At 73.3% G+C, this 25,383-nt stretch carries 23 protein-coding genes and 2 pseudogenes; 5 read left to right on the top strand and 20 right to left on the bottom strand.

Annotation, left to right across the window (positions count from 1 at the left end; all coding sequences use genetic code 11):
- Positions 1-158: 158 nt before the first annotated feature.
- From AQJ66_RS17840 to AQJ66_RS17810, 7 genes are all read right to left on the bottom strand, one after another.
- Positions 159-839 carry an ANTAR domain-containing protein gene (locus tag AQJ66_RS17840; RefSeq protein WP_061922656.1) on the bottom strand — a complete coding sequence of 227 codons (681 nt, stop codon included), beginning with the start codon at positions 837-839 and terminating at the stop codon, positions 159-161.
- Positions 840-973: 134 nt separating this feature from the next.
- Positions 974-2,011, bottom strand: a complete 1,038-nt coding sequence (locus AQJ66_RS17835) for a rod shape-determining protein (protein ID WP_061922653.1) — start codon at positions 2,009-2,011, stop codon at positions 974-976.
- A 125-nt stretch (positions 2,012-2,136) separates the two neighbouring features.
- Positions 2,137-2,499: a CU044_2847 family protein gene (locus AQJ66_RS17830; RefSeq protein ID WP_061922650.1), complete on the bottom strand. Its 363-nt coding sequence runs from the start codon at positions 2,497-2,499 to the stop codon at positions 2,137-2,139.
- Between the two features lie 109 nt (positions 2,500-2,608).
- Positions 2,609-3,952: a carboxyl transferase domain-containing protein gene (locus AQJ66_RS17825; protein ID WP_107118962.1), complete on the bottom strand. Its 1,344-nt coding sequence runs from the start codon at positions 3,950-3,952 to the stop codon at positions 2,609-2,611.
- Positions 3,945-5,441, bottom strand: a complete 1,497-nt coding sequence (locus tag AQJ66_RS17820) for an acyl-CoA synthetase (RefSeq protein ID WP_061922647.1) — start codon at positions 5,439-5,441, stop codon at positions 3,945-3,947. The genes AQJ66_RS17825 and AQJ66_RS17820 overlap by 8 nt, the downstream gene beginning before the upstream one ends.
- A 39-nt stretch (positions 5,442-5,480) precedes the next feature.
- Positions 5,481-6,086, bottom strand: coding sequence for a class I SAM-dependent methyltransferase (locus AQJ66_RS17815; RefSeq protein ID WP_061922644.1), 606 nt, complete (start codon positions 6,084-6,086; stop codon positions 5,481-5,483).
- 10 nt (positions 6,087-6,096) lie between these two features.
- Positions 6,097-7,224, bottom strand: a complete 1,128-nt coding sequence (locus AQJ66_RS17810) for a MerR family transcriptional regulator (protein WP_061922641.1) — start codon at positions 7,222-7,224, stop codon at positions 6,097-6,099.
- A gap of 161 nt (positions 7,225-7,385) precedes the next feature.
- Here AQJ66_RS17810 and AQJ66_RS17805 point away from each other — a divergent pair, with 161 nt between their 5' ends.
- Entirely contained in the window at positions 7,386-8,255 is an 870-nt protein-coding gene (locus AQJ66_RS17805) for an ATP-grasp domain-containing protein (protein ID WP_061922638.1), read from the top strand.
- 30 nt (positions 8,256-8,285) lie between these two features.
- Here the strand turns inward: AQJ66_RS17805 and AQJ66_RS17800 are convergent, their stop codons facing one another.
- Positions 8,286-8,843, bottom strand: coding sequence for a hypothetical protein (locus AQJ66_RS17800; RefSeq protein ID WP_244162851.1), 558 nt, complete (start codon positions 8,841-8,843; stop codon positions 8,286-8,288).
- Between the two features lie 129 nt (positions 8,844-8,972).
- On the opposite strand from AQJ66_RS17800, the gene AQJ66_RS17795 reads away from it, so the two are divergent.
- Positions 8,973-9,746, top strand: coding sequence for an IclR family transcriptional regulator (locus AQJ66_RS17795; RefSeq protein ID WP_061922631.1), 774 nt, complete (start codon positions 8,973-8,975; stop codon positions 9,744-9,746).
- On the top strand, positions 9,743-10,597 hold the full coding sequence (locus AQJ66_RS17790; protein ID WP_061922628.1) for an SMP-30/gluconolactonase/LRE family protein: 855 nt from the start codon (positions 9,743-9,745) through the stop codon (positions 10,595-10,597). The genes AQJ66_RS17795 and AQJ66_RS17790 overlap by 4 nt, the downstream gene beginning before the upstream one ends.
- 265 nt (positions 10,598-10,862) lie before the next feature.
- On the opposite strand, the gene AQJ66_RS17785 is transcribed toward AQJ66_RS17790, so the two are convergent.
- The 4 genes from AQJ66_RS17785 to AQJ66_RS17770 form a co-directional block, all read right to left on the bottom strand.
- On the bottom strand, positions 10,863-12,254 hold the full coding sequence (locus tag AQJ66_RS17785; protein WP_079060271.1) for an FAD-dependent oxidoreductase: 1,392 nt from the start codon (positions 12,252-12,254) through the stop codon (positions 10,863-10,865).
- Complete coding sequence (locus AQJ66_RS17780) at positions 12,247-13,476, bottom strand: MAB_1171c family putative transporter (RefSeq protein ID WP_061922626.1); 1,230 nt, start codon at positions 13,474-13,476, stop codon at positions 12,247-12,249. Before AQJ66_RS17780 ends, AQJ66_RS17785 begins: the two co-directional genes overlap by 8 nt.
- On the bottom strand, positions 13,473-14,084 hold the full coding sequence (locus AQJ66_RS17775; RefSeq protein ID WP_208611387.1) for a toxin-antitoxin system, toxin component family protein: 612 nt from the start codon (positions 14,082-14,084) through the stop codon (positions 13,473-13,475). Before AQJ66_RS17775 ends, AQJ66_RS17780 begins: the two co-directional genes overlap by 4 nt.
- A gap of 113 nt (positions 14,085-14,197) precedes the next feature.
- Positions 14,198-17,164 (bottom strand): glycoside hydrolase family 35 protein, encoded by a 2,967-nt coding sequence (locus AQJ66_RS17770; protein WP_061922623.1) that lies wholly within the window; start codon positions 17,162-17,164, stop codon positions 14,198-14,200.
- Between the two features lie 359 nt (positions 17,165-17,523).
- Here AQJ66_RS17770 and AQJ66_RS17765 point away from each other — a divergent pair, with 359 nt between their 5' ends.
- The gene (locus AQJ66_RS17765) at positions 17,524-18,174 is read left to right on the top strand and encodes a DUF4360 domain-containing protein (protein WP_061922620.1); all 651 of its coding nucleotides are present in this window, start codon (positions 17,524-17,526) and stop codon (positions 18,172-18,174) included.
- Here the strand turns inward: AQJ66_RS17765 and AQJ66_RS17760 are convergent.
- The 5 genes and pseudogenes from AQJ66_RS17760 to AQJ66_RS38870 form a co-directional block, all read right to left on the bottom strand.
- Positions 18,128-19,285, bottom strand: coding sequence for an acyltransferase family protein (locus AQJ66_RS17760; protein ID WP_244162850.1), 1,158 nt, complete (start codon positions 19,283-19,285; stop codon positions 18,128-18,130). The two genes, AQJ66_RS17765 and AQJ66_RS17760, sit on opposite strands and share 47 nt — an antisense overlap.
- 93 nt (positions 19,286-19,378) lie before the next feature.
- Positions 19,379-19,561, bottom strand: a complete 183-nt coding sequence (locus tag AQJ66_RS17755) for a DUF397 domain-containing protein (protein ID WP_061922617.1) — start codon at positions 19,559-19,561, stop codon at positions 19,379-19,381.
- Positions 19,558-20,193, bottom strand: a pseudogene (locus AQJ66_RS17750) (DUF5753 domain-containing protein); the annotation flags it as partial. The gene AQJ66_RS17755 and the pseudogene AQJ66_RS17750, both read right to left, overlap by 4 nt.
- The gene (locus tag AQJ66_RS17745) at positions 20,138-20,545 is read right to left on the bottom strand and encodes a trypsin-like serine peptidase (protein ID WP_061922615.1); all 408 of its coding nucleotides are present in this window, start codon (positions 20,543-20,545) and stop codon (positions 20,138-20,140) included. The gene AQJ66_RS17745 and the pseudogene AQJ66_RS17750, both read right to left, overlap by 56 nt.
- A gap of 4 nt (positions 20,546-20,549) precedes the next feature.
- Positions 20,550-20,789 carry a hypothetical protein gene (locus tag AQJ66_RS38870; protein WP_159052579.1) on the bottom strand — a complete coding sequence of 80 codons (240 nt, stop codon included), beginning with the start codon at positions 20,787-20,789 and terminating at the stop codon, positions 20,550-20,552.
- Between the two features lie 247 nt (positions 20,790-21,036).
- On the opposite strand from AQJ66_RS38870, the gene AQJ66_RS17740 reads away from it, so the two are divergent.
- Positions 21,037-21,708 (top strand): hypothetical protein, encoded by a 672-nt coding sequence (locus AQJ66_RS17740; protein ID WP_061922612.1) that lies wholly within the window; start codon positions 21,037-21,039, stop codon positions 21,706-21,708.
- Between the two features lie 12 nt (positions 21,709-21,720).
- Here the strand turns inward: AQJ66_RS17740 and AQJ66_RS17735 are convergent, their stop codons facing one another.
- The 3 genes and pseudogenes from AQJ66_RS17735 to AQJ66_RS17725 form a co-directional block, all read right to left on the bottom strand.
- Positions 21,721-22,389: a toxin glutamine deamidase domain-containing protein gene (locus AQJ66_RS17735; protein ID WP_159052578.1), complete on the bottom strand. Its 669-nt coding sequence runs from the start codon at positions 22,387-22,389 to the stop codon at positions 21,721-21,723.
- A gap of 61 nt (positions 22,390-22,450) precedes the next feature.
- A pseudogene (locus tag AQJ66_RS17730) lies at positions 22,451-23,461 on the bottom strand (ADP-ribosylglycohydrolase family protein); the annotation flags it as partial.
- Between the two features lie 426 nt (positions 23,462-23,887).
- Positions 23,888-25,383 (bottom strand): putative T7SS-secreted protein (locus AQJ66_RS17725; RefSeq protein ID WP_061922606.1); only part of this gene is annotated, 1,496 nt, incomplete at its 5' end.

The raw sequence follows: 25,383 nt of genomic DNA, 5'->3' as shown, positions 1-25,383 counted from the left end.
CTACCGGGAAGCCGCCACCGGGCGGGGCCGGCAGGAGGAGGGCGTCATGGACCGTCGGATTCGGGTACGCGTCAGCCGTCGGCCGGCCGCCCCGCGCGAGCAGGAGATCGACCGCCGGACCCCCTCGGGGCGCGTCCTGCCGTACTGAGCACCCGTCCTCACCGGTCGGGGAGCGCCCGGGCCACCGCCGCGCGCAGCGCCGTCCGCAACCCCTCGGACGGGGGCGGCCCGTGGGGCGCCGCGCTCGCGGTGACCGCGGCCGCCACCTCGCGCGGCTTGGTGTTCGACCGCTGGGAGGCCTCCCGCAGGATGTGCCACGCCTGGTCCGGTGTGCAGCCGTGCCTGGCCATCAGGATGCCGCGTGCCTGGTCGATCACGGGGCGGGAGTCGATGGCGTGCCGCAGCTGCCCGATCTCCACACGCAGCGCGTGGAGTTGCTCCGCGCGCTCGGCGGCGACCGCGGAGCCGGTCCGCGCGGGGGAGCCGGGCAGCGCGGTGCGCATCGGGTCGGTGGTGTCCAGCCCCTTGAGTTCCAGGATCCGGCGCGGCTGGCCCTGCCAGCCCGTGACCGACACCGGTACGCCGTGCAGCCGGCCGTACCGGCCGAGCATGTCCAGGATCTCCAGGCCGGCCGTGTCCATGAACGACACCCCCGCCACGTCGACTTGCACCCGGTCGACACCCGCGGGCAGGGCGGCCAGGGCCGCGGTCAGCGTGTCCGTGCAGCCGTGCGCCAGTTCGCCGTACGCCTCGAGGAAGGCGTGGCCCCGGTCCGTCCGGCCGCCGACGACCAGCGCGTCGAGCGCCCCTGTGTGCGGTGTGCGTGCCGATGAGGTCATGTCGCCCCCTGACTCGGTCCGGTGGCTTGTCCCTCGCCTGCCCCGCACACCTGGCCCTACACCACCCTCCGGAAGAAGGCGAAGCCCCGTGCCCGGCACGGGGTTCACACCGCCGGGCCCCGCGGGGCCCGGCCTCAGGCGGCCAGCGGGTTCAGGACCAGCGGCTCGATCCGGCCCTCCAGCATGTCCCCGAGGCCCTGGACGGCGCACATGTCGGGCTGGTCCGCGATCCGCACCGGGATGCCGGTCGCCTGGCGCACCATCTGGTCGAGCCCCGGCAGCAGCGCGGAGCCGCCGACCATCATGATGCCGCGGTCGACGAGGTCGGCCACCAGGTCGGGCGGGCACTCCCGCAGCACCTTGCCGATGCCGTCCAGGACGGCCGTCAGCGGGGTCTGGATGGCCTCGCGCACGGCGGCGGTGTCGATGCGGACGGTGCGGGCGAGCCCGGTGGCCACGTCCCGCCCGTGGATCTCGGCCGAGACCGGCCCGTCGGGGGTGAGCCCGGTCCCGGAGAGGGCGACGTGCAGCGGCCGTACCGACTGGCTGGGCAGCACCAGCGCGTGCTCGTGCCGCAGGTGCTGCACGATCGCCCGGTCCACGGCCTCACCGCCGACCGGGATCCGCTCGGCGGTGACGATGGAGCCGAGCGAGAGCACCGCGACCTGGGTGGCCGCCGCCCCGCACACCATGATCATGGTGGCCTCGGGCCGTTCCACGGGCAGCCCGCAGCCCACGGCGGCCGCGATCAGCGTGTCGACCAGCTCCACCCGGCGCGCCCCCAGCCCGACCAGGGTCTCGATGGTCGCCCGCTGGGCCAGCGGGTCGGCGTCGTGCGGGGTGCAGGCCGCCGCGCGCAGCCGGGGCTTGCGGCGCAAGGTGCGGCGCGTCCGGTCGCCGATCAGGTGCCGCAGCATGCGCTGGGCCATCTCGATGTCGACGACCGTGCCCCCGGAGACCGGCCGCACCACCCTGATGTAGCTGGGCGTCCGGCCCGTCATCTGCTCGGCGAACTCGCCGACGGCTATGAGCGCGCCGGTACGGGTGTTCACGGCCGCGACGGACGGCTGGTCGACGACGAGGCCGACGCCCCTCACGTACACCCTGGTGCGGGCCGCGCCCAGGTCGACGGCGAAGTGGCAGCGGCGCAACTGTTCCAGACTGACGGTCACGGCGGGTCCTCCCGAGTGCGCAGGCCTTGCCCGGCCGCCCGGTCCGGCGGCTCTGACACGATCCTGCGGGGCCGCCGGGGCGGGCGCCTTCCGGAGGGGCCCGGTCGGGGGACTCCCGGCGTGGCTCAGGCGCCGGTGCTGGACACCGGCGCCTGGCCCGTACTCGCCGGCGCCCAGCTGAGCCGGACCGTGAGCTGTCCCTCGGCCGCGCCCTTGGCGATGACCGCGCCGGCCTCCGCGCTGAGCTTCACCCCGAACTCCAGTTCCACGGAGTCGGGCCGCAGGGAGCCGTCCCGGAAGACCCGCAGCGCGGACTGGGCCGCCGCGCGCACCCCGTCCAGGGCGCCCTCGAAGGTCTCGAAGGTGCGGGCCGTCTGCGCCGACGGCCCCTCGCCCCGCGAGACGAGCCGGGTGCCGGTCACGGCGTCGGCGGTCTCCACGACCACGACGGCACCCTCCTCGGTCGTGAACTCCACCAGCCTGCTCATGAGCCCCCCACCCCCGGTTCTTGATCCACGGACTCCATTGTGGGGCAGCGCGCCCGCCGGTGTCCGCCGAAGGCCCGCACCGTCCGCCGCACCCTCCGGCACCCGGCGGTCAGCGGTCCGGGGCCCCGGCGATGCCCCGGACCACGCCCAGCTCCACCAGGTCCTGCGGGCGGAGGCGCAGCTGCCCGGCGGTCGCCTCGATCTCGCTCACCGGCCGCTTGAGGATCGCCGCGGCGAGTTCGGGGGCGATCACCGAGAAGTAGCCGTCCGGCGTCACCCAGGTGTTGCCGGGCGCGGCCAGCGCGAGCGCGCCGCCGGAGCCGCCCTCGCCGATGACGAGCGTGGTGACCGGGACCCGGGCGGCGGCCACCGCCCCGAACACCTCGGCGATCGCGGCCCCGGCCCCCTGCCGCTCCGCCTCGGCGTCGTTGGCGGCGCCCGGCGTGTCCACCAGCGTCAGCACCGGCACCCCGAGCCGGTCCGCGAGCCGGATCAGCCGCGCCGCGGTGCGGTATCCCGCGGGCCGGGTCGCCGCCCCGGTCTGCGCGGCGTACGCCACCGTACGGCCGTCCCGCTCGCCGAACCCGCACAGGACGCCGTCGGGATCCGTGCCGCCGCAGCGGTCGCCGGAGATCGCGACCCGGCGGCTGAAGAAGGCGTCCAGGTAGGCGCGGGCGCGGGGGCGTTCGGGGGAGCGGGCGCGGGTCACCGCCTCCCAGCCGGTCCCGGGCAGGGCGGTGGCACCGAGGGCGTGCGGAGGCCCGGCCTCCCCGGCGGACCCGGTGAGCAGCCGCAGCCACAGCCCCAGCGTTTCCCGCAGGTCCCCGGGCGGGACCACGGCGTCCGCCGACCCCGCCGCCACCTGGGCCTCGGCCGTGTACGCCGAGGGGTCCGCGTCCGGCGGCCGGACCCGGGAGCCCGCGAAGCCCACCTGGGCGCCCGGCAGGGCCAGGATCACGTCGGCTCCCGCACCGAGGGTGGCCCAGCCGCCGCCTGTCGTGGGATCCCGCAGCACCGCGACCTGCGCCAGCCCGGCCTCCCGGGTGAGCGCCGACTGCCGCGCCACCCGCTGCAGTTGGGTCAGGGCGAGCATGCCCTCCTGCATCCGGCTGCCGCCGGTGGCGATCAACGGCACGACGGGCAGCCGGTGTTCGCGCGCGTAGGTGTACGCCGCCTCCAGCCGGTCCCCGGTGCGCTCGCCCAGGGAGCCGCCGAGGAAGCCGAACTCGAAGGCGATCAGCACCGCTTCGGTGCCGTGGACCCGGGCGGTGCCGCAGACGACGGACTCCTCCTCGCCGGTGCGGTCGGCGGCCCGGGCGCGCGAGGCGTCGTACCCGTCCCAGCCGAGCGGCCCGCCGGCGGGGGAGTCCCTTGTCGGGGCGGGGACTTCGCGGAACGTCCCCTCGTCCGCGACCAGCGCCAGTATCCGCCGGGCCGACAGCCGCTCAGGCATCGGCCACCAGCGCCCGCTTCATGATCTTGCCCATGTCGTTGCGGGGCAGGGCGTCCAGGTACCGGACCACGCGGGGCCGCTTGTGCGGGGCGAGCCGCCGGGCCACATGGCCGGCCAGCTCCTCCAGCGCGGGCGGGGACCCGGGGTCCGCGGGCACGATCCACGCCACGATCCGCTCGCCCAGGTCCGGGTCCGGCTCCCCGGTGACGGCGGCCTCGCGCACCCCGGGATGCTCCAGCAGCGCGTTCTCGATCTCCCCGGCGCCGATCTTGTAACCGCCGCTCTTGATCAGGTCGGTGGCCTTGCGCCCGACGATCCGCACGTACCCGTCGGCCTCCCGCACCGCCATGTCGCCGGTGCGGAACCAGCCGTCGGCGGTGAAGGCGGCGGCCGTGGCGTCGGGCCGGTTCAGGTACTCGGTGAACAGGTTCGGGCCGCGCACCTGGATCTCGCCGACGCTCTCCCCGTCGAGGGCGGTGAGCTCCGTGCCGTCGTCCTCCACCAGCCGCAGCTCCACGCCCGGCAGCGGCACTCCGACCGTCCCGGCCCGGGGCTCGCCGTCGGCCCGCACGCTGGTGTTCATCAGGGTCTCGGTCATGCCGTACCGCTCGATCACCCGCCGGCCGGTGGCGGCCAGGATCCGCTCGTGGTCGTGCACCGGCAGCGCGGCCGACCCGGACACCAGCAGCCGGGCCCGGCCCAGCGCCTTCGCCAGCCCCGGGTCGTCCGGCAGGGCCTCGGCGATGCGGTGGTACATCGTCGGCACCCCGAACAGCATGGTCGCGCCGTCGTTCAGCTCCCGGGCGACGCCCTCGGTGCTGAACCGGCCCAGGTGGCGCACCGAGCCACCGCGGCGCAGCGGGCCGAGGACGCCCAGCACGAGCCCGTGCACGTGGAACAGGGGCAGCCCCTGCACCAGCACGTCGTCGCCGGTCCACTGCCAGGCGTCGGCGAGCGCGTCCAGGGTGGCGGCGAGGGCCCGGCGCGGGATGACCGCACCCTTGGGCGGGCCGGTGGTGCCGGAGGTGTAGACGACCAGCGCGGGGTCGCCGTCGCAGGCGGCCCCGTCGCCCACGGCACCGGAGGCCGCGCGGGCGCCCGCGTCGACCTCGATGCGCGTCAAGTGCGCCAGCTCGGGAGGGAGTTCGGCGCCGGGCGCGGTGAGGACGGCGGCCGGCGCGCTGTCGGAGACGATGTGCGCGAGCTCCTTGCCGCCCGACTTGGGGTTCAGCGGTACGGCGGCCACCCCGGCGAGCAGCGCGCCCGCCACCGCGACGGCGGTCTCCAGTTCCGGGGTGGCCCACACGGCGACCCGGCCGGCGCCGGCGACCCGCGCGGCGACCGCGCCGGCCGCGCCCGAGAGGGCCCCGTACGTCAACGACCGTTCGCCGAACCGCAGGGCGGCCCTCCCCCAGACTTCGTCCGGGGGGACCCCCATCTCGCTGCGCTCGGCGGGGCCGTCCGTCAGGGCGGGGAAGAGGGAGGACACGCGGCGCACTCCTTGAGCTCGGGAACGTCAGCACCCTTCCTACACCAGCCGCCGCGTCCCCACGACCGCGCTCAGGTCGGGCGCCAGGCGCAGTTCGGTGGCGCGCAGGGCCGGATGCTCCAGCCAGTGCAGCCGGGGCAGGTCGGGGGAGCCGTCGTGCGGCGGCGGCCAGGCCGTCGCCGGCGTGAAGTCGTCCACGACGACCGTGCCGCCCGGGGCCGGCAGCCGCTCGACGTCGGCGGGTTCGTCCCCGGGCGCCTTCCCCTGCCCGCCGCCGTCCAGCACGAGCAGGTCGAAGGGGCCGTACTCCCCGATCCGCCGCCAGTCACCGGTGAGCACGGTGACCTCCGGACGCCCGGCGAAGACACCGGCGGCGAGCCGGGCCCGTGCGGCGTCCCGCTCCACGCTGTACAGCCGCACCCCCGCCCCGGCCCCGGCCGCCAGCCAGGCCAGGCCCACCCCGAGCCCGGTGCCGGTCTCCCCGATCCGCACCCGGGCCCCGCCCGCCAACGCGCTGAGCAGACGCCCCTGTTCGGGCCGGCAGGAGTGGGGGAAGCCGTGCGCGCGGGCCAGTGCCAGAGCCTCCGGCACCAGGCCCGGAAGCCCGGCCAGGCCGTCGTACGCGGCGGTGCCGTCGATCGCCATGCGGCCCGTTCTACCCGACGGCGGCCTCCGGCGCGGGCAGAACGACGTCGGCCACCACACAGCTCACGTTGTCCGGACCGCCCGCCGCGTTGGCCTCGTCCACCAGCGACCGCACCCCGCCCTCCGGGTCCGGCGCGGCGGCGAGGAGCTCCCCGATCCGCTCGTCGGCCACCACCCTGGTCAGCCCGTCCGAGCACAGCAGGTACCGGTCGCCGGCCCGGGCCTCGTGCAGCCGCAGGTCCGGCACCGGGGCCGCGTCCCCGGTCAGCGCCTTCAGCAGCAGCGTCCGCTGCGGGTGCGACTCGGCCTCCTCCGGCGTGAGCCGTCCCTCGTCGATCAGGGACTGGACCACGCTGTGGTCGTGGGTGATCCGGAACAGCTCCCCGTCGCGCAGCAGGTACGCCCGCGAGTCGCCGATGTGGACGAGCGCCAGCTTGGACCCGGTCCACAGCAGGGCGGTCAGGGTGGTGCCGTTCTCCTTCCCGCCGTCCGCCGCCAGGTCCCGGACCGCCTCGCCCGCGCCGCGCACGGCGTCCTCGAGGACGTTCAGCAAACCGCCGGCGCCGACCTCCTCCTCGTCCAGGAACCTCAGCGCCTCGACGGCGGCGCTGCTCACCGGGGCGCCCGCGGGCCCGAACCCGTCGGCCACGGCGAGCAGCCTGCGGCCCGCGTACACCGCGTCCTGGTTGGCGGGGCGGACCTGCCCGCGGTCGGAGCGGGCGGAATAGCGCAGTTCCAGCATGGTGGTGGAATCCCTTCTCGATTCTCCGGTCAGCTGGTCGACGAGGAACGCGGCCAGGTCCCGCCGCACGGCGGTCTCGGCCTCGACACGGGCCCAGTACGCCCGTATCTCCCGGGCGGCGTCCTCCCCCAGCCTTCGGCCGGGGGTACCCCCGTCTCGCTCCGCTCGGCCGAGGGCGCACACCGCGCGGATCTCGGCCAGGGGCATGCCCAGGCGCCGCAGCCAGGCCACGAGCCGGGCCTGCCGGAGCTGCTCCACGGCGTAGTACCGGTAGCCGGAGTACGGGTCGACCCTGGCGGGCCGCAGCAGCTCCAGCTCGTCGTACAGCCGCAGTGCCTTCGGCGACAGCCGGCTCGCCCTGGCGAAGGCACCGATCGTCAGCAGTTCCCCGCGCATCTCTGGCTCCACGGCCGACCTCGCGTTCCTCGTCGCTTCCGCCACCGATGCTGGGGCTTCCCCGAAGGGGAAGGTCAAACGGGCTGTCCCGGTTCCTCGGGCGCTTGTTAGCCTCACAGCCGATCGCGCCCATCGAACCGCCGTACGACAGGGATTCCGCCGTGCCCCGTATCGCCCTCGCCACCTACGACCCCGGTGCCGCCCCGAGCAAGGACGGGGACCTGCCGGCGCTGGTGCGGGCCCTAGGGGACGCCGGGGCGGACGCGGAGGCCCGGTACTGGGACGACCCGGCGGCGGACTGGGGCGGTTACGACCTCGTCGTCATCCGCTCGACCTGGGACTACAGCTGGCGCGCGGCGGAGTTCGGGGCGTGGGTCGAGCGGGTGGCGGCCACGACCCGGCTGGCCAACCCGGCCGAGGTGGTGCGCTGGAACACCGACAAGCGGTATCTGGGCGAGCTGGCTCGGGCCGGGGTGCCGACCGTCCCCACCCGCTACCTCGCCCCCGGCGACCCGGCCGCCCTGCCCGCCGACCACGAGTATGTGGTCAAGCCGACCTCGGGCGCCGGCGCCCGGTTCGCCGCCCGCTACACGCCCGCCGACCACGACACGGCCGCAGGGCAGCTCGCGCGCATGCACGCGGAGGGCTTCACCGCGATGGTGCAGCCCTACCTCGCGGGCATCGACGTCAGCGGCGAGCGCGCCCTGCAGTTCTTCGGCGGCCGCCTGCTGCACGCCAGCCGCAAGGGCGCGGTCCTCACGCCCGGCACCCCCTACGACGCCGACAAGGTGGCCCACCCCGACCTGGCGCCCTGGCAGCCCACGGACGCCGAACTCGCCGTCGCCGAGAAGGCGCTGGCGGCCGTACCCGGCGCATCCGGGCTGCTGTACGCGCGGGTGGACCTCGTCGACGGGGCGGACGGCGAGCCCCGCCTGATGGAGCTGGAGCTCGTGGAACCCAACCTGTTCCTGTTCCTGCACCCCGGCTCGCTGCCCCGGGTGGCGGAGGCGATCCTGGCGGCGGCCGGCTGAGCGGCGGCGGCTGAGCGGCCGCCGGGCGGTTCAGGTCCGCAGCGCGGTCCGCTGCAGCAGCCCCCAGGTGAACTCGGCGGCCACCTCGTGGCGTACGCCGTCGCGGTCCGGGGCGGTGAAGGCCAGGCCCCACCGGGTGGGGGCCGTGCCCTCCAGGGGGCGGGCCGGGGCGAAGGCGCGGGCGGCCTCGTCGACCGTGCAGGACCAGGGGGTGAGGTCGTCCAGGGTGCGCAACGCCGGGGCGGGGGCGCCCGGGGCGCGGACCAGCCACTCGTTCCACACCGCGCCGTCGGGGGAGACCAGCACCTCGAAGCGCAGGTCCGGCCAGAGGGCCAGGGCCCAGCGGCGGGCCTCGCAGTCGACGTCACCGAGGCGGCGGGGCACGACCGACTCCGGCTCGCCCAGCACCGAGCGGTACCGGGCGGCCGCGGACCGGGACCTGGGCGAGCGGACCATCGCCTGCCAGCGCTTGTTCGCCTCCCGCAGGTCCGCGGCCGACGCGCCCAGCGCGCGCCGGGCGTCCTCGACCAGGTCCGGGTTGTGGTCGGCCATACGGCGCAGGAGCACCAGCTGGAAGTCGAGTCGCATGTCGTCCATGGTGCCGGGCCCCGCACGGCCATTGCCCGGGGAACTGTCCATGACTAGCCTGTGTTCGTCATGCCGATCGTCTGTTGATATCTCGAACGCAGGCGCTGAGATCCAAGGGAGGGGGCCGGAGTGGGACGCCTCGTGCCTGCCGTGACCCGGGCTCTGGACATCCTGGAGCTGTTCCTCGACGGGGACGGGACACTCTCCGCCCCCGACATCGTGCGCAAGCTCCAGCTGCCGCGCACCACCGTGCACGAGCTGGTGACCACGCTCGCGGCACGCTCCTACATCGTGCAGGTACCGGGTCAGCCCGGACGGTACCGGCTCGGGGTGCGCCCGTACCAGCTCGGCAGCCGGTACGCCGAGCAGCTCGACCTCGCGGCCGAGGGCCAGCAGGTGGCCCGCTCGGTCGCCGAGACCTGCGACGAGACGGTCCACGTGGCCATCCTCGAGGGCACCGACGTCATCTACATCGCCAAGGTCGACTCCACGCACGCCGTGCGCATGGTCTCGGCCGCGGGCCGCCGGCTGCCGGCCCACTGCACCTCCGTCGGCAAGATGCTGCTGGCCTCGCTGCCGCAGCAGGAGCTGGCGGCGCGCCTCCCGGACGACGCCGAGCTGACCCGGATGACGCCCAACAGCATCACCGATCCCGCCCTGCTGCGCGAGGCCCTGGCGGAGATCCGGCAGCGGGGCGTCGCCGTGGAGAGCCGCGAGTCCAACCCGGACGTGTCCTGTGTGGCGGCGCCGGTGCGGGACCGGGCCGGGCAGGTGGTGGCCGCCCTGTCCATCTCCGTGCCGATGATCCGCTGGAGCGACGAGCGGCGGGCCGAGCTGGAGCAACTGGCAGTCAAGGGTGCGGCGGAGCTGTCGGAGCGCCTGGGCCACCGGAGCGCGGCATGAGCACCGGGTTCGAGGTCGCCGTGGCGGCGGAGGCGACGCTGGGCGAGGGTCCGACCTGGGACGCGGCGACGGGCCGGCTGGTCTGGCTGGACATCCTGGGCATGCGGATCCACACGTACGACCCGGCGTCGGGCCGCCGCACGGTCCGTACGACCGAGCAGCACGTCGGCGCGGCCAAGCCCCGGGCGGGCGGCGGGCTGGTGCTGAACCTGCGCGACGGGGTCGGGCTGCTGGACACCGACGGCGGCTTCCGCTGGCTGCACCACGAGCCGGCCGCCGGGCGCCGCGGCAACGACGCGGCCGTCGCCCCCGACGGGTCGCTGTGGGCGGGCACCATGCGGTACGACGAGGCGACGGGCGGCGGCACGCTGACGCGCCTGACCGGTGCCGGCGAGGTCCGGACGATCCTGCCGGACGTCACGGTCAGCAACGGCACCGGCTGGAGCCCGGACGGGCGCCTGATGTACTACACCGACACCCCGACCCGGTGCGTCGACGTCTTCGACTACGACGCGGACGGCGCGACCGTCGCCAACCGGCGCACGCTGGTGCGGATCGAGGAGGGCGCCGGCTTCCCGGACGGCCTCACGGTCGACGCGGAAGGATGCGTGTGGGTGGCGCTGTGGGACGGCGGGGCGGTGCGCCGCTACACCCCGGCGGGCGACCTGGACCGCGTCGTCACGCTGCCGACCCCCCGCACGACGGCCTGCGCCTTCGGCGGCCCCGACCTGACCGACCTCTACGTCACGACGGCCCGGGTGGGCCTCACGTCCCCCCACCCTCTGGCGGGCTCACTGCTGGTGGTGCCGGGGGCGGGGAAGGGCGTACCGCAACCGGCTTTCGCGGGCTGACGGACGTGGGTGCGGCGTGGGGAAGTCACAACCGACGCCGACCGCACCCCACCCAGGGGCGCGGGGAACTGCGCGACCGGCCCCCAGGGCGCCGCAGCCCGCGACGGCCGCCACCCCGACGGCGACACCCGGCCTTCCCGGCAGTTACGGGGGCCGGTCGACCGACGCCGACCGCACCCCACCCAGGGGCGCGGGGAACTGCGCGACCGGCCCCCACGGCGCCGCAGCCCGCGACCGCCGAAAGCACAACGGCGCTGCCCGACCCCTACAGAACCCCCGCCGCCTTACGCTCCTCGACAGTCAACGGTGGAGCAGAAAGCGCCGGCTTCAGCGGCCCCACCGCCGCCGCCACCACGACGCTCGGCGCCAGCAGGACCCCCGCGCCCCGCTCCAGCGACGTCACGTCGGTGACCCGGCGGGCGATGCGCCCGTTGCCCGTGGCGGTGTACAGCAGACGGCCGACGTACGCGGACAGGACCCGGTCCCTGAGGGTGGGGCCGGTCTCCGTGGCGCCCGGGTAGAAGACGTCCGTTCCTATGGCCAGGTCCCAGGCGGACCGGACCGTCCGGCCCACCGCCTGCTGGACCCGGCGGGACAGGCCGGGCGAGCCGTGGCCGTGACGGGCGGTCACGTCCCGCAGCGCCAGCGCCGACTGCGCCGCCACCGACATCCCGTGGCCGTACACCGGGTTCAGCGCGCACACCGCGTCCCCGAGCACCGTGAAGTTCTCCGGCCACGCCGGCATCCGCTCGTAGAAGTGGCGGCGGTTGGCGGTGGTGCGCGTGAGCGTCACCCCGGTCACCGGCTCCGCGTGTCCCAGCAGTTCCCCGATGAGCGGGTGGCGCAGCCGCTCGCGCGCGTACCGGGTGAAGTCGGCCTCTTCGGAGGGCAGTTCGTCGCCCCTGCCGCCGATCAGCGTGACCATCCACCGGCCGTCCTCCACCGGCGCCAGCACGCCCCCGCGCCCCACACCCGCCCGCGGATGGGGCTGGATGTTGACGACCGGGAACCCCTCCCGGGCCTGCTCCGGCGCCCGGAACAGCCGGCTCGCGTACGCCAGCCCCGAGTCGACCTCCCGCCGTTCGACGGCGGGCAGCCCGAGGCCGCCGAGCCACCGCGCGGCCCGGGAACCGCGCCCCGTCGCGTCGACGACCAGGCCGGCCGCCAGCGTGCGCTCGGCGCCGTCGTCGCTGCGGATCCGCACCCCGGTCACCGCCGCGCCGGTGCCGGTGAGCCCGACCGCCTCGGCCCGCTCGACGACCTCGACGGCGCCGTCGGCGAGCACCAGTTGCCGTACCACCCAGTCCAGCAGGTCCCGGCTCGCGGGCAGCATGAACGCCGACTCGGCCCACCGCCGGTACCAGCCGTGCGGGGACAGTGCCACCACGTCCGTGGTCACCGGCACCCGGTTCACCCCGGCCGCCCGCAGCCGCCCGATCACCCCGGGCAGCAGCTCCTCCAGCGCCCGCGCCCCGCCCGACCACAACTGGTGCACGTGCCGGGCCTGCGGCAGCCCCTTGCGCGGCTCCGGCCCGGCCGGCAGCGCGTCCCGCTCGACGAGGGTCACCCGGGCGCCCGTCGAAGCCAGCGCACGGGCCGCGAGCAGGCCGGCGAGGGAGCCGCCGAGCACGACGGCGGTGGGCTTGCGTTCACTCATGTACGGCAACGCTCTCTGCTGCGGCGGCCGCCTGTGCGCGGACCGCCTCGATGTCGTCGGGACTGCGCAGGGCCCGGGAGACGGCCCCGATCTCCTGGAGCAGGTTGGTGGTGTCGGGCCCGGTGCCGGCCTCGGCCGGCTCGGGGGTACGGCGCCTGGCCTCGATCGCGTCGAGGACGCTCACCGCGCCCGCCAGCGCCCGGGCCCGCTCCGGCGGATGCCCGAGACCCAGCGCGGCCTCGTACGCCCTGCCGGCCAGACCGGTGTCGATGTGCCGGGCCAGCGGCAGCAGCACGTCCCGGATGAACGTCTCGCGCCTGGTCAGCCGCAGCTCGGGGGTGGCCCGCAGCACGAACGGCACGCCCTCCCCGTTCACCGACCGCATCAGCTGGTACAGCGGCCCCAGTTCGCAGTACGCCAGCCGGACCCGCCAGCGGTCGTGCAGGTACTGGCCGGCGTGCGGCAGGATGAAGCCGACCGCGATGAGGATGGCGGACAGCGCGGCGACCGGCGGCGCGAGGTCGGTGCTCAGCCAGTCCAGGTTCCGCCCGCACCAGCGGGCGCCGACGGCGGTCAGCTTGGACGCGTCGAAGATCAGGTTCAGCACGTAGCCCGCGCCCAGCAGCTTCAGGCCCCAGCGCAGCCAGGCGTCCAGGCCCTCGGTGCGCACCCAGTTCCAGATCAGCCGTGAGGTGATCAGGCAGGCCACGGCGTGCGCGACGAGGTAGAGCAGGATCTCCTCGCGCATGAACGGGGTCGTGGCGTAGTACGTGTCGAGGTCCCGCAGCCGTTCCACGGGCGCGTCGGCCAGCAGGAACAGCGCCCACAGCAGCGCGATCACCCCGGAGTACACCGAGACCACCCAGCGCATCGCGCGGCGGGTGGCGCCCGAGCGGTCGGACAGGCCGTTGCGCCAGGTGATGATCAGCAGCAGGCAGGACCCGCAGAACGCGGTGAGCAGCGAATAGCACCAGGGCACCGAGATGTTGGTGACGCCGGTGACCCGGTTGACGGCGGCGATCGTGGACGGCGTGCAGAACACGAACACCGCGCAGGCGAGCAGGAGCAGCCCGCCGACCGCGCGCAGCAGCGGGTCCCGCCACAGCCGGATGATCGTCGGCAGCTTGATCACCAGGGCCGCGGTGAGCACCGCCGTGGGGATCCAGAAGGAGATGTAGAACTCGCTGAGGACACCCGCGGGGCTCAGCGCCAGCAGGGTCACCGGGTGGCTCCGCCACGTCCGCGGTAGCCCAGGGAGCGCTGGACGGGGTCGAGGGGCGCGCCGGGGCCGGGGGCGCCGCCGGCCAGGCAGGACCGGAAGAGGGTGGCGAGCCGGTGGCCGAAGTCGTCGGCCTCGGCCTCGTCGGCCGCCCGGGAGCCGTTGCGCGCGGCCACGGTCAGCGCCGCCTCCGGCCAGCGGGGCTCGTCGGCGAGCGCGCGGGCCGCCGCCGCTCCGGCCGGGTGGTGGTGCCGGTGCCCGGCGTGCAGGTGCCACAGCTCATGTCCGAGGATCACCAGCTGCTGCACGGCCTCGGCCCGCTCCTCCACGATGACCAGGTCGAAGTCCTGGAACTCCACCCACAGCCCGGACACCTCGATCTCGTCCGGGAAGCGTTCGAAGCGCAGGCGCACCGGCCGGCCCGCCCGCCGGGCGGTCATCTCCTCGCACAGCGCCCGGCACAGGTCCCGGATGCCCGCGGGAGCCGTCGGCCGGGCGTGGACGGCGGCGGCGAGGTCGGCGGCCAGGGCGCGCATCGCCGCGCCGCGGCGGGGGCGACGCAGCCGTCCGGCCAGCCGTGCCGCCCGCTGTCGCGCGCCCGCGATGGTCATCGTTCCCCCTTCTCACCGCCGGTGTCGGGCTCGTCCGAGCGTACGCGTCCGGGCGTGTCCGCGTCAGGCGATCCTGCCCGTCTCGTTCAACGGGGAACCATCGCCGAACGGACTCAGTGACCGGGCGAGGGCACCGGTGCCACCGGCACTCCTCCGGTCGCCCGGCCCAGCAGGGTCAGGCCCACCTCGCCCGGCCCGGACGGCGTCGTCAGCTCCGAGAGCACCGCCAGCGCCAGGGTGTTGGTGCCCCGGGTGCGCAGGATGCCGTTCGGCAGCACGAAGGTGTGCTGCGGGCCGACGTCGTTGACGTACTGGCCGAGGTTCCAGCCGTTGAGGAAGATCTGCGCCCGCCAGGCCCGGTCCGGGTCGTCCCGCAGGGTCAGGCCGACCGAGGCGTCGACGTCGCCCGGCACGGACAGCCGGAAGTCCGTCCGGTACCAGGTCACGCCCTGGTACCGCGCGGCGCGCGGGAACTCGACCGGCTTCCAGTCGCGGTCGGGGAAGCCGGGCAGGTGCCAGCCCTCCCGCTCGCCGTACAGACCGCCGTTGTTCAGCGGCCCGCGCACCGGGTCGGGCGCCGCCGCGCCCTGGACGCGCCATGTCACGCGCGGCGAAGCCCCCTTGAAGGCGGCCGCCGTCAGCCCGCGCGCCGCCTTGTGGGTGTCCTCGGCCTTGCCGTCCTGGTCGTGCTGCATCCGCCGCACCAGCACCGACAGCACGTGCCGGCCGGGCGAGCGCAGCCGCTTGCGCACCGGGAAGACGGCCGTGGCGTCCCAACTGCCCTTGCGGACCGTCGTCCTGTCCGGCACCGGCATCCGGTGGGTGCCGAGCGGCTCCCCGTCCAGCCAGGCCATCAGCAGCCCCTGCGTGCCCGTGGTGTAGGCGAGCGAGAGCTCCTCGAGGCCGGAGGAGTCCGTGAAGGTGCCCCGGTACCAGACGTCGCCGTAGTGGAAGCCGTAGTCGTCGGCGAACAGCACGGGCTGCCCCTTCGGGACGGGCGTCGTGCTGTTCGAGGACGTCCGGTCGGCGACCTGCCAGCCGGAGTCGTCGAAGCCGGGGTCCGCCTCCGGGTTCTCCGTGCGCATCCGCCAGCCGCCCAGCCCGGGCAGCCGCACCTCGGGCGCGGCGGGCAGCAGCCCGGTCGTCATCAGGCTGCCGGACAGGGTGACCCGGGTCGGCACCTTCCGCCCGTTCCACACCAGGCTCGCGATGCCGCGCGGCCCCCACACCTCGACGGTGGTCCGCCCGGTGACGTCACCCGTGAGGTGGACCTCGGAGCCGCGCACCTCGGCGTGGCGCAGCAGCGCCGGGCCGTACACGAGCAGCGTGCCGGAGGGGGTGTCGTACGGGAACATGCGCACGGCGGTGGCGTCGTCGGCGAAGAGCAGCAGCTGCGGGATGTCGCTCTCGCCCTTCTCCGCCAGCACCCGGGTCAGTCCGCCCTGGCCGAGGGGCACGTCGACGTGCAGCTCGTTGCGGTCGTACGCCCAGGCGGCCTCCGGGTCGAGCCGGGTGACCAGCGGCTCCTGCGGGCACTTCAGCACCAGTTCCGCCATGTCGCCGGTGCGGCCCGTGAACAGGGCGATGTCCAGCCGCCCGGTCGTCAGGCACAGCATGGGCTGCGCGGTGGAGTACTTCAGGGTGCGGTGGCCGAGCGGCAGCCCCGTGGTCAGCAGGCGGGCGTCGCGGGCGGGCACGGTGAGGCGCAGCCTCCCGGCGGCCGTCGGCACGTCGGCGGTGACCGGGGCGGCGGTGTCGTTGCGGGCCACGTACACATGGCTGCCGGTGTCCGGGTTGGTCAGGTGGTAGACCTTCAGCCCCTTGGCCTCGACGTCCGCCGCCCGCTCCAGCCGGGCGAAGTCGGGCACGCGCTGCAGCATGTGCCCGAGCTGGTGCATCGGGGCCATCTTCGCGGTGACGTTGCGCGCCTCGTCGATCGCCGCCCCGTAGTCGTACGACGTGTAGACGACCGGCGCGGGCAGCCATCCCCACGACGTCCCGCCGAAGGTCATGTACACGTTGTGCAGGGTGATCCCGTTGGCGAGGTTGGTCAGGTAGAAGCGGCGCTCGTAGGCCGCGTCCCGGGTGCGCCGCGACTCGGCGTACCCCTTGCCGTCGAACCAGGCCCCGCCCCACGGGTCGAACCAGCCACCCCCGAACTCGGGGACGAATCCGGGTGTATGGGGCGAGGCGGTCGATCCGCCGGTCATCCCGCCCGGCCCGTAGTGCCCCCAGTCGGGGGGCGTCTGCGACGGCGACGGGTAGCCGTCGAAGCCGTACAGCCAGCCGCCCTTCTCCCCGCCGGTGTCGAACGACCCCGGGACCCAGTAGCCGTTGCGCCCCTTGTCGTTGTGGAACAGGGGCACGTCGATCCCGTCGGCCCGGACCTTCTTGTACAGGTGGGACATGTAGTCCCGCCCGGTCGCCTCGCCCAGGTGGGAGTCGTACTCGTTCTCGATCTGGTAGAGCAGGACGGTGCCCCTGCCCCGGGTGAACAGGTGCCGGCGGACGATCCGGTTCACCTGGCCCAGCCACTCGTCGACGTGCGACAGGTAGGCCGGGTCGGCGGTGCGCGCCGAGCCCTTCGTCACCGTCAGCCAGCCCGGGAAACCGCCGCCGTCCACCTCGGCGTTGATGTAGGGGCCCGGCCGCAGGATGACGTACAGGCCGGTCTCGGCGGCCATGCGCAGGAACAGGTCCAGGTCGCGGACGCCGGAGAAGTCGTACCGGCCGGGGGCGGGGGAGTGGTAGTTCCACGCCACGTAGATGCTGACGGCGTTGTACCCGTGCGCCCGCATCTTCTGCAGCACGTCCCGCCACAGCGAGGGGCTCGGCAGCCGGAACGGGTGCATCTCGCCGGACCACACCACCAGCCGCCGGCCGTCGACCAGCAGCGAGTACGCGTCGTAGCCGATGGTGTGCGGCTTGCCGTCCGCGCGCGGCGGGGCGGGCGGCGGACCGGTCGGCACCCTGCGCGCCGCGAACGCCGAAGGCGCCCCGGGGCCACCGCTGCCGCCCAGGGCGAAGCCGAGCGCGGCCGAGCCGGCCAGGGCACTGAAGGTACGTCTGCTGAGCGCCAAGGTGGATCCTCCCGGGCGATCTTACGGGGGTGCGGGTGGGTTACCCGGTACGGGTGGTACCGGAGCCGTCGGTACGGGAGAGTAACGGCTCGGTGAAGACAGAGGAAATCACTCGTGTCCGGAGTATTCGCCCTAAATGCGCAGCATTCCCGCGTACCGGATGATCCACCCCTGATCCGTGGCGCCGTCCTGACGCCGTGAAAACCCCGGTGTGAATGGCCGGAGTTCGGTCTCCCGGCCCGGAGCGGGCGTTCCTACGATTCCCTCGCCTCCCGCCCTTCACAACTTCCGCACAGACTCCACGCGGTCCGGCGGACGGCGGAGGCCGTCACCCCCCACTCCACTATCAGGGAGAAACGATGGCTGGTGGACTCGTCCTGAGCGGCGCGGTAGCCGCTCTCCTCACCACCGCGCTACCCGCCCAGGCCTCTTCCCCCGTCTTCGACGACCCGCCCCCGGACAAGATCGTCATCGACGTGGCCACGGTGAACGGCTCGGGCTGCCCCCAGGGCACGGCGGCGGTGGCCGTCTCCCCGGACAACACGGCCTTCACCGTCACCTACAGCGCCTACCTCGCGCAGGCCGGCGGCAACTCCGACCCCACGGCCTTCCGCAAGAACTGCCAGCTCAACCTGGTCGTGCACGTGCCCCAGGGCTTCACCTACGCGATCGCCAGCGCCGACTACCGGGGCTTCCTCTCCCTCCAGCCCGGCGCCACCGGCACCCAGAAGGCCTCGTACTACTTCCAGGGCTCCTCCCAGACCGTGCCCAGGACCCACCCGTTCAACGGTCCCTACAACGACGACTGGCAGGCCACCGACAGCACCGACTGGGCCCAGCTCGTGTGGTCCCCCTGCGGGGTCCTGCGCAACTTCAACATCAACACCGAGCTGAGAGTGAGCGCGGGGACCTCCGCCCCCGGCAAGGTCAGCTTCATGACCATGGACTCGACCGACGGCGACATCAGCACGGTGTACCACCTGGCGTGGAAGGAGTGCCCGAAGCAGTGAGCTGAGCGTCGGGCCGCCCGCCCGCTCCGGCACGCCGGCGCGGGCGGAAGCGGGCGGGCGGCAGGGCGGTCAGCGACGTCCAGGACCTGTTCCGCTGGAAGGGCAGCTCGAAGACCCGGGAGAACAGCCACGCCCCCAGCACCGAGACGGGCAGGGCCACGGCCAGCGTGAACCAGAACGTGGGCAGGCCGGGCGCCACGAAACGCGGCGCCACCCGGCGGACGACCGCCATCACGATCGGCAGGTGGATCAGGTAGAGGCTGTACGAGAAGCCGCCGAGACCCCGGACGGGACGCGCGGTCAGCAGCCGCACCAGAAGGGCGGGCCTGCCGGTGGCGACCGCGGCCAGCAGCATCGTCATGGCGGGTGCGAGGGCGAGGTCCACCCAGAAGTAGTGGTCCACCGTCCAGACGGAACCCTGGACGAGGCCGAGCGCCAGGACGGGCAGAGCGGCCAGGACGGCGAACCACGCCCACGGCAGACGCCGGACCCGGTCCGACGCGACGACGATCCCCGCACCGGCCACGCCCGCGGCGAACACGGGGGCGAGATGCGGAGCGAGCCGGTTCGCGCCCTCGACGGGAGACGCCCCGGCGATCACCGGCAGGGCCACACAGGCGACCAGGACCGCCGCGCCCCACCGTCGTCGCAAGAACAGCAGAAGGGGGAAGAGCAGATAGAGCTCGGCCTCCACCCCGATCGACCAGAACGCGCCGTTCGGCGTGGGAGCGGTGAGGGTGTCCTGGGCGAGGAGGCCGTACACCAGAAGGGTCTTGCCGGTGGGCGGCCCGAAGTGCGAGGCCGGCACCACGAACCAGGAGACGGCCAGGCTCATCACGAGCGCGGCCCAGTAGGGCGGCAGGATGCGCCAGGCACGCCGGCGCAGGAACCGGACGACACCGTCCGACCGCCAGCCGTGGCGCGCCGGGGAGATCGCGAGGGAGAAGCCGGACAGCACCAGGAAGAACACGACGGCGAGCCGCCCGAACATCAGCCCGTCCAGCCACCACGGCGCCCTGCTGTCGGGGTACCCCGGGAAGGTGTAGAGCCAGCAGTGGAAGAGGACGACGTACAGAGCCGCCAGACCGCGCAGCCCGTCCAGCCCCGGCACCTGCCGACTCGCATCCCCGGAAATGGCGCACCTCTCCTCCGGGCGGCACGGTGCCTCCCGCGGTGACTGGTACGGGGCGCCCGGCCGGGCGGTTCAACCGGCGGCGTACGTGAGGAAATCGGCCCAGGCGGTGGGGGAGAGGGCGAGCGTGGGGCCTTCCTGGGCCTTGGAGTCGCGTACGTGGACGGTGCGGGGGGTGTGGGCGACCTCGACGCAGTCGCCGGAGCCGCTGCTGCTGTGGCTGCTCTTGAACCAGGCCAGTTCGGAGGTGCTCATAACTCTCCTCGCATCCGTTCCAGCAGGCTCACGGAGTCGTCAATCGAGAGAGCCTGTGAACGCATCCTGGCATAGCGGCCGTTGAGCACGCTGATGACCTTTGGGTCGGAGACGAACTGGCCGCACTCCGGCGCTTCCATGTAGGCGAACCACTTGTGCTCCGGGGTTTCCAGCAGCTGCATGGGACCGTGCAGGCCCGCGTGCGACTCCCTCTTCAGCGGCATGATCTGGATCTCGACGTTTCGCAGGTGCGTGATCTCCAGCAGGTGATCGATGGTCCCACGCATGACCGCCGTGCCCCCGGTGCACCGCAGCAGCATGTGCTCCTCGATGATGAAACTGAAGGCGGTGTTCGACCGCTCCTGCAGTAACCGCTGACGTTCCGCTCGGGCGACCCAGTTGGCTTCGATCTGCTCGTCGGTCAGCGGTGGAAGTTCGTCGACGAAGAGCTGCCGTGCGTACGCCTCGGGCTGCAACAGCCCCGGGATCATCCGGCACTCGTACGTGTAGAGCTTGATCGCCAGTTGCTCCAGCCCGGCCCACCGCCGGAACCAGGAAGCCAGCCCCGGATGGCGCTCAAGGAAACCCGCCGCCTTCGTCAGCGCACCGGTGTTGCCCAGAACCCGCGCCCTTGCGCAGGTAGCGCGGGTCGGCGTAGATCTGCCCGACGTCGATGGGGAAGAGCCCGTACGGTTTGGGGTCGGCCTGGTGGTGCTTGGGCACGAACACCAGCTTCTTGGTCTGATCGGTGCTGTCGAAGCAGTGCGCGGCGGTCAGCACGAGGTCCTTGCCCGGTGAGGGGACGACGGTCCCGGCGCAGAACCGGTACCTCAGGTCGCTGTCCTGCCAGAAGAACGTGCCCACCTCCTTGATGCCCTCGAAGGTGTGCGACGGCGAGGTCCGCGCCACGGCCCTGCCGCGAGGTGCTCCGGCCGTCTGCCCCGGCAGCGGCTGGTCCTCCTGGACCGGAACGGCCTGCGCCATGCGCTCAGGTGTCCAGAACCTTTCCATCTCCCTGGCCAGCGCCGTCCCGTCCGGAGTGGCACCGGCACTGGCGCTCGGCGAGGTACTGGGCGTCGGAGATGCCTCCGGCGTGTCCGGCGAGCCGGAAGCGGAAACCGGCGGGGCGGTCGTCCCCGTCCCCGCAGGAGTGGCGGACGGCGGGGCGCCGAGCGACGAACTGCTGGGAGACGCACCCGTCGGTGCGGGCGTGGCGGTATCGGCCCACGCGGACGTGGAGATGAAGGTGGCCGCTATCGCGGTGGCGGCGGCCAGGCTTTGTCTCAGCCTCAAGGTTCCCCCTTGTTCAGATGTGTCGCGGGCCCTGGTCAGGGGCCCGGTCGTGCGATCGAGGACCCTACCCACACCCGGCCTCGAACGTAAAGGCGATTCCATGAGGCAACCAAAGGCTCGCAATGCCCCTCTAACCGGTCGAGCGGTCGGACCACCGAGGGCAGCGAGAGAGGAAACGGGGCATGCGCGCATCCGCACAGACACGGCAGGCCGGGCTCACGGTCGCGACGGCCCTGCTGGCCCTGGCCACCGCGTCCTGCGGCACAGGCGGCGACGACGGCGCCGACGCGCAGCGGGCCACGTCGTCCGCATCGGCGGCCACCACCGAGCACGGCACCGAGGCGGCCTACGACGCCGGATGGCGGGCCGGCAAGCGCATCTTCGCGGACGGCGGCAAGGGGAGCTCCGTCCGCGAGGTGGTGTGGGGAGGCTGCGTCCGCCGGTCCCTCACGGCACAGCCGCGGGCCGTGGTCGAGAAGGACCGCGGGGCCTGGGTACTGGGCTGCAAGCAGGGCGTGGGAACGGGCGAGGACCGGCACCCGCCGGCCCACCAGGTGACGCGCCGCGAGCCCGCCCCCGACCTGCTGCCCCGCTTCCGCTCCTGGGCGGCCACACACGGCGACAGGCGACCCGCCGGCCACGCCGACCGCACCGTCCTCGTCCACCTCGGCGCCCGCGACTACGACGTCGAGCTCACCACCACCTACACCGGCAGGACCCCGGAGCCCCAGGTGAAACGCCTGGCCGACACCTTCGCCACCTGGTGGGACGGCGACGACGGCGACAACGCCAACGCCTGGAACCTCATCCTCCTTGACGAAGCCGGCAACCGCCTCACCACCCGCGACCTCTGAGCCACCTGGCGCTCACCGAGCCTGCGTCGACCGCCCGCCCGCCTCGACGGGCAGTGCCCGGACGAGCACCAGCTCGCGCACGAGCGACGCGTCGAGCCGGGCGAGTGACGAGGTGAGGCCGTCCAGGAAGACCACCCGGCCCTTGTTGTTGTGGGCGTAGACCAGGTTGCCGGTCGCCTCCTGGCCGCCGATCCCGCGTCGCACCCAGACCAGGCCGCGCGTGTCCGGACCAGGCTCGGAGACGGCGCGGACCACATCGTCCCAACTGTCCACGCCGACGGGTGTGAACCGGGAGAAGTAACGACGGAGCAGCCGGGCCCACCAGCCCGGGGCCTCGTCCGAGGGACGCCAGGGCAGGGGAACCGACGGGCTGCCGTCGATCGCGGAATGCAGGGCCACGAGGCAGCCGCGGGCGTTGATCCTCCGGGCCTGTCGCTCGGCGCTGTGTCCCGGGTCATCGAGGGGTGCGCTCGGGGCCGGGTGGAACGGGTGACCACCGTGCTTGGGCACGGCGACCGAGGCCGCAAGCATCGGCGTACGCGGATAACCCGGCTGCGGACGAGTCCGGCAGGCCAGCAACCAGGCCGTGGAGGTCTCATGCACCGGGTGCGGCGCCGCCAGTTCGACCAGCCCGCCGTAGGTGGCGTTCAGCCACGCCAGCGCTCGCTGCTCAGGACTCACCACGCGGCCTTCGCCGTCCCCGGGTGTCAGCGGGCCGCGCGCCCCCGCGTGTCGTTCCCTCGTCCCAAGGGAAGCCCAGGACACGCATCCGGTCCCGGTATTCCAGTGCCATGACCCAGTCGCCCGGCCAGGCCCGGGCCCCGATCCACGCCCCCGCGAAAGCGCCGGCCAGGGCGGCGATCGAGTCGGAGTCGCCGGAGGAGTAGGCGCCGCGCCGTACCGCGGTGACTCCGTCGTCGGGAAAGAGCAGGAAGCAGTACAGGCCGGCCGCGAGGGCCTCCTCCGCGATCCAGCCGGCGCCGACGACCTCGCAGGGATCGCGGTCAGGGTCCGGAGCATCCAGCGCTGCGGCCACCGAGTCGAGTGCGCGCAGGCATTCGTCCCAGCCGTAGGAGATGAAGGCGGCGGGGTCCGCGGCGCCTGCCCTGCCCGCCAGGTCTCCGAGCCACTCGGTGCAGTACGTCGTCCGAGACTGCTCGGCGTAGTGGCGGAGTTGCGGCAGGAGTTCGGCGGGATGGCAGTTGTGCGTGAGCAGCCACACCGCGTGGGCCGTGAGATCGCTCGCCGCGAGCGCTGTCGGATGACCATGCGTCAGTGCCGCCTGCAACTGGGCGACCCCGGCGCGTTGTTCCGCGGTGAGACCCGGGACCAGCCCGACGGGAGCCACGCGCATGTTGGCACCGCACCCCTTGGAACCCAGAACGCTCGCCTCCTGCCACGGGATCCCGCGCTCCAGCGCGGCACACGCGTCCAGACACGTCCGGCCGGGGGCTCGGTTGTTGTCGGGGGAGCGCAGCCAGGTGACGAAGTGCCTCCGCAGGGCGGGTTCGGCGGTGGCGGGCGTGACCGAGGCAGGGCCCTGCCCGGTGACCTCCGCCAGTGCCTCCGCGACTGCCAGCGTCATCTGGGTGTCGTCGGTGACCTGTGCGACGCCGGAGGAGACTCGCAGGGCCAACTCCCGCCAGGGGCCGAATCGAGCGCGGATCTGCTCCATGTTCAGGAATTCCGTCGGATACCCCAGGGCATCCCCGATCGCGAGGCCGTACAGCGCGCCCCTCGCTCCGGCCTTCACGCGGTCCCTGAACCACTCCCGCCCGGCCAGCTCGTCGACCACGACGAGGCTGGAGGCGTGGGTGAGGGAGCCGGGCACGACATGACTCGTGTCGACGAAGGGCGAGTCGCGGATCAGCTCGGCCAGTGCGGCGGACGGCGCCAGGCCGCGCGCCTTGGCATCACTCAGCCGCCTTCCCCATATCCCGAACTCATTGAATGCCGGAGGACCGGCAGCCCTGCGGACTCTCACCCCGGCGGCATCGTCGTCATCGTTGGCCCAGACGTAGCCGATCACCTGGCCATGGCTGTCGGCCACCGACAGGTACTGAATCGACCGACCGGTATGCCGGGCGTAGCTCGCCGGGCCTCCGGGTAGCAGGATGAAACCCGCGTCCGCCTCGAGCCGAGGATTCTTCTTCTCGGGATTCATCTACATCCGTCCCTGCTACCGAACCGGAAGCACTTCACCATAGATCTGGATCTGGCCTTTGTCGTCCATGAAGGAACGCGTCACCTTGTAACTCATTCCGCGCCCAAGGAGGAGTTCCCGCTCATCTGCGCCGAAGTTTCCGACCTTCTCGACCCACAGTGCAGGCGTCCCTTCGGGAACCCTTAGATGGAGCACCGCATCCTTTCCGGCGAAACTGGCCACCGGGTGGTTGCCCAGCGAGGTCGAGGTGTAGGCGCCATCGTGCAGGGTTCTGCCTTCCAGTTGTTCCGGGTAATCGTATTCCACATGACCCATGTTCGTCCCTCGGACCACCATGACGTCCTGCGGCAGCGGATTTCCGGCCAGTGCTCGGTCTACTTCCCGGATGCTCTGAAGCACTTCAGGAGTGCCGAACTCTGCATTTCCTCGAAGGTAACCGTTCATCTCCTTGTATGTAACTGATCCTGCCTTCCCTGGTATCAGGGGTTCATCAGTGTAGTCCCGAACTGCCTGCTGTTGGGATTGCGGCAGGTTTTCCGCATAGTTGTCCCAATGTTCCCGGCCGTACGCCGTCGCGGCTTCTGCATCCGGGAAGGAAACGGCGCCGTCGCTGAGTTCGGCGGCGCCCACCTGGTGTTTCTGCTCGACATCCAGCTTGCGCCATACGTCATCCGAGAGTTGCGGAGTGTAGTTGAAGCCGCTCTCAGCGCTCCCCGAATGAGGGACGTTGAGGTCCTTGAGTTCCGGATACTGGTCGTCCAGAAAGCTTCGGGCCGCGTCCGGGTCCAGCGAGTCCGCGTGGACGGCGTCGCCGGCAAGGTCGTCCCCGTACCGCGCGCCGCGGGCGGCCACGCTCCTGGCGCCGCTTTCCATGCCCTCCCGGGCCGCCGCTGCCCGTATTCCGCCCGCTTCCAGGCCCACTCCGTCGGTCAGCAGTACCTGGGGTGCGAGGCGGCCACCGAACTCGGCCGGGTCTTCGATGAACTCCTGGAGGGTGGTCTTGAGCGTGCGTTCGGGGTGTGTGGCGCTGGAGACCAGGCCGGCCAGGGTCATGGCCTGGTGTTGCAGGGCTTCGGCGGGGTGGGTGAGGTTGTAGGGGTCGAGGGGGTTGGCGCCGCGGACCATGGCGTACAGGCCCGCCGTGCCTTTGACGACACCTGCGCCGAAGTGAACGGCCTCGGTGTTGAAGGCGTTGTAGCCGTCGACCGCGTCCACCTTCAGTTGGGTCAGTGGGGGTGGTTCGGCGGGTGCGTGGGCCAGGGCGGTCTGAACGGCGTCGGAGGCGATACCCGCGGCGGTGTCGCGCTGTCTGCGGGCTGCCTCCAGGACTTCCCGGGCGTGCTCGAAGTCGGCTGTGGCGGGATCGTGGAAGTCTCCGGGACGTGGACCGGGATCCTTGTCGGGGGACATGAGGGCCACGTCATAGGCCACGACGCGTTTGTTGTAGGCCTCTTTCGCCTGCTCGGATGCGTGTGTGGCCTTCTTGTACAGGTCGATCGCTTCCTGGGCCT

The sequence above is a fragment of the Streptomyces bungoensis genome (genome assembly GCF_001514215.1).
Classification (GTDB): domain Bacteria; phylum Actinomycetota; class Actinomycetes; order Streptomycetales; family Streptomycetaceae; genus Streptomyces; species Streptomyces bungoensis.
The sequence above is the reverse complement of the archived record's forward strand: the minus strand, read 5'-3'. Positions and strand labels throughout refer to the sequence as shown.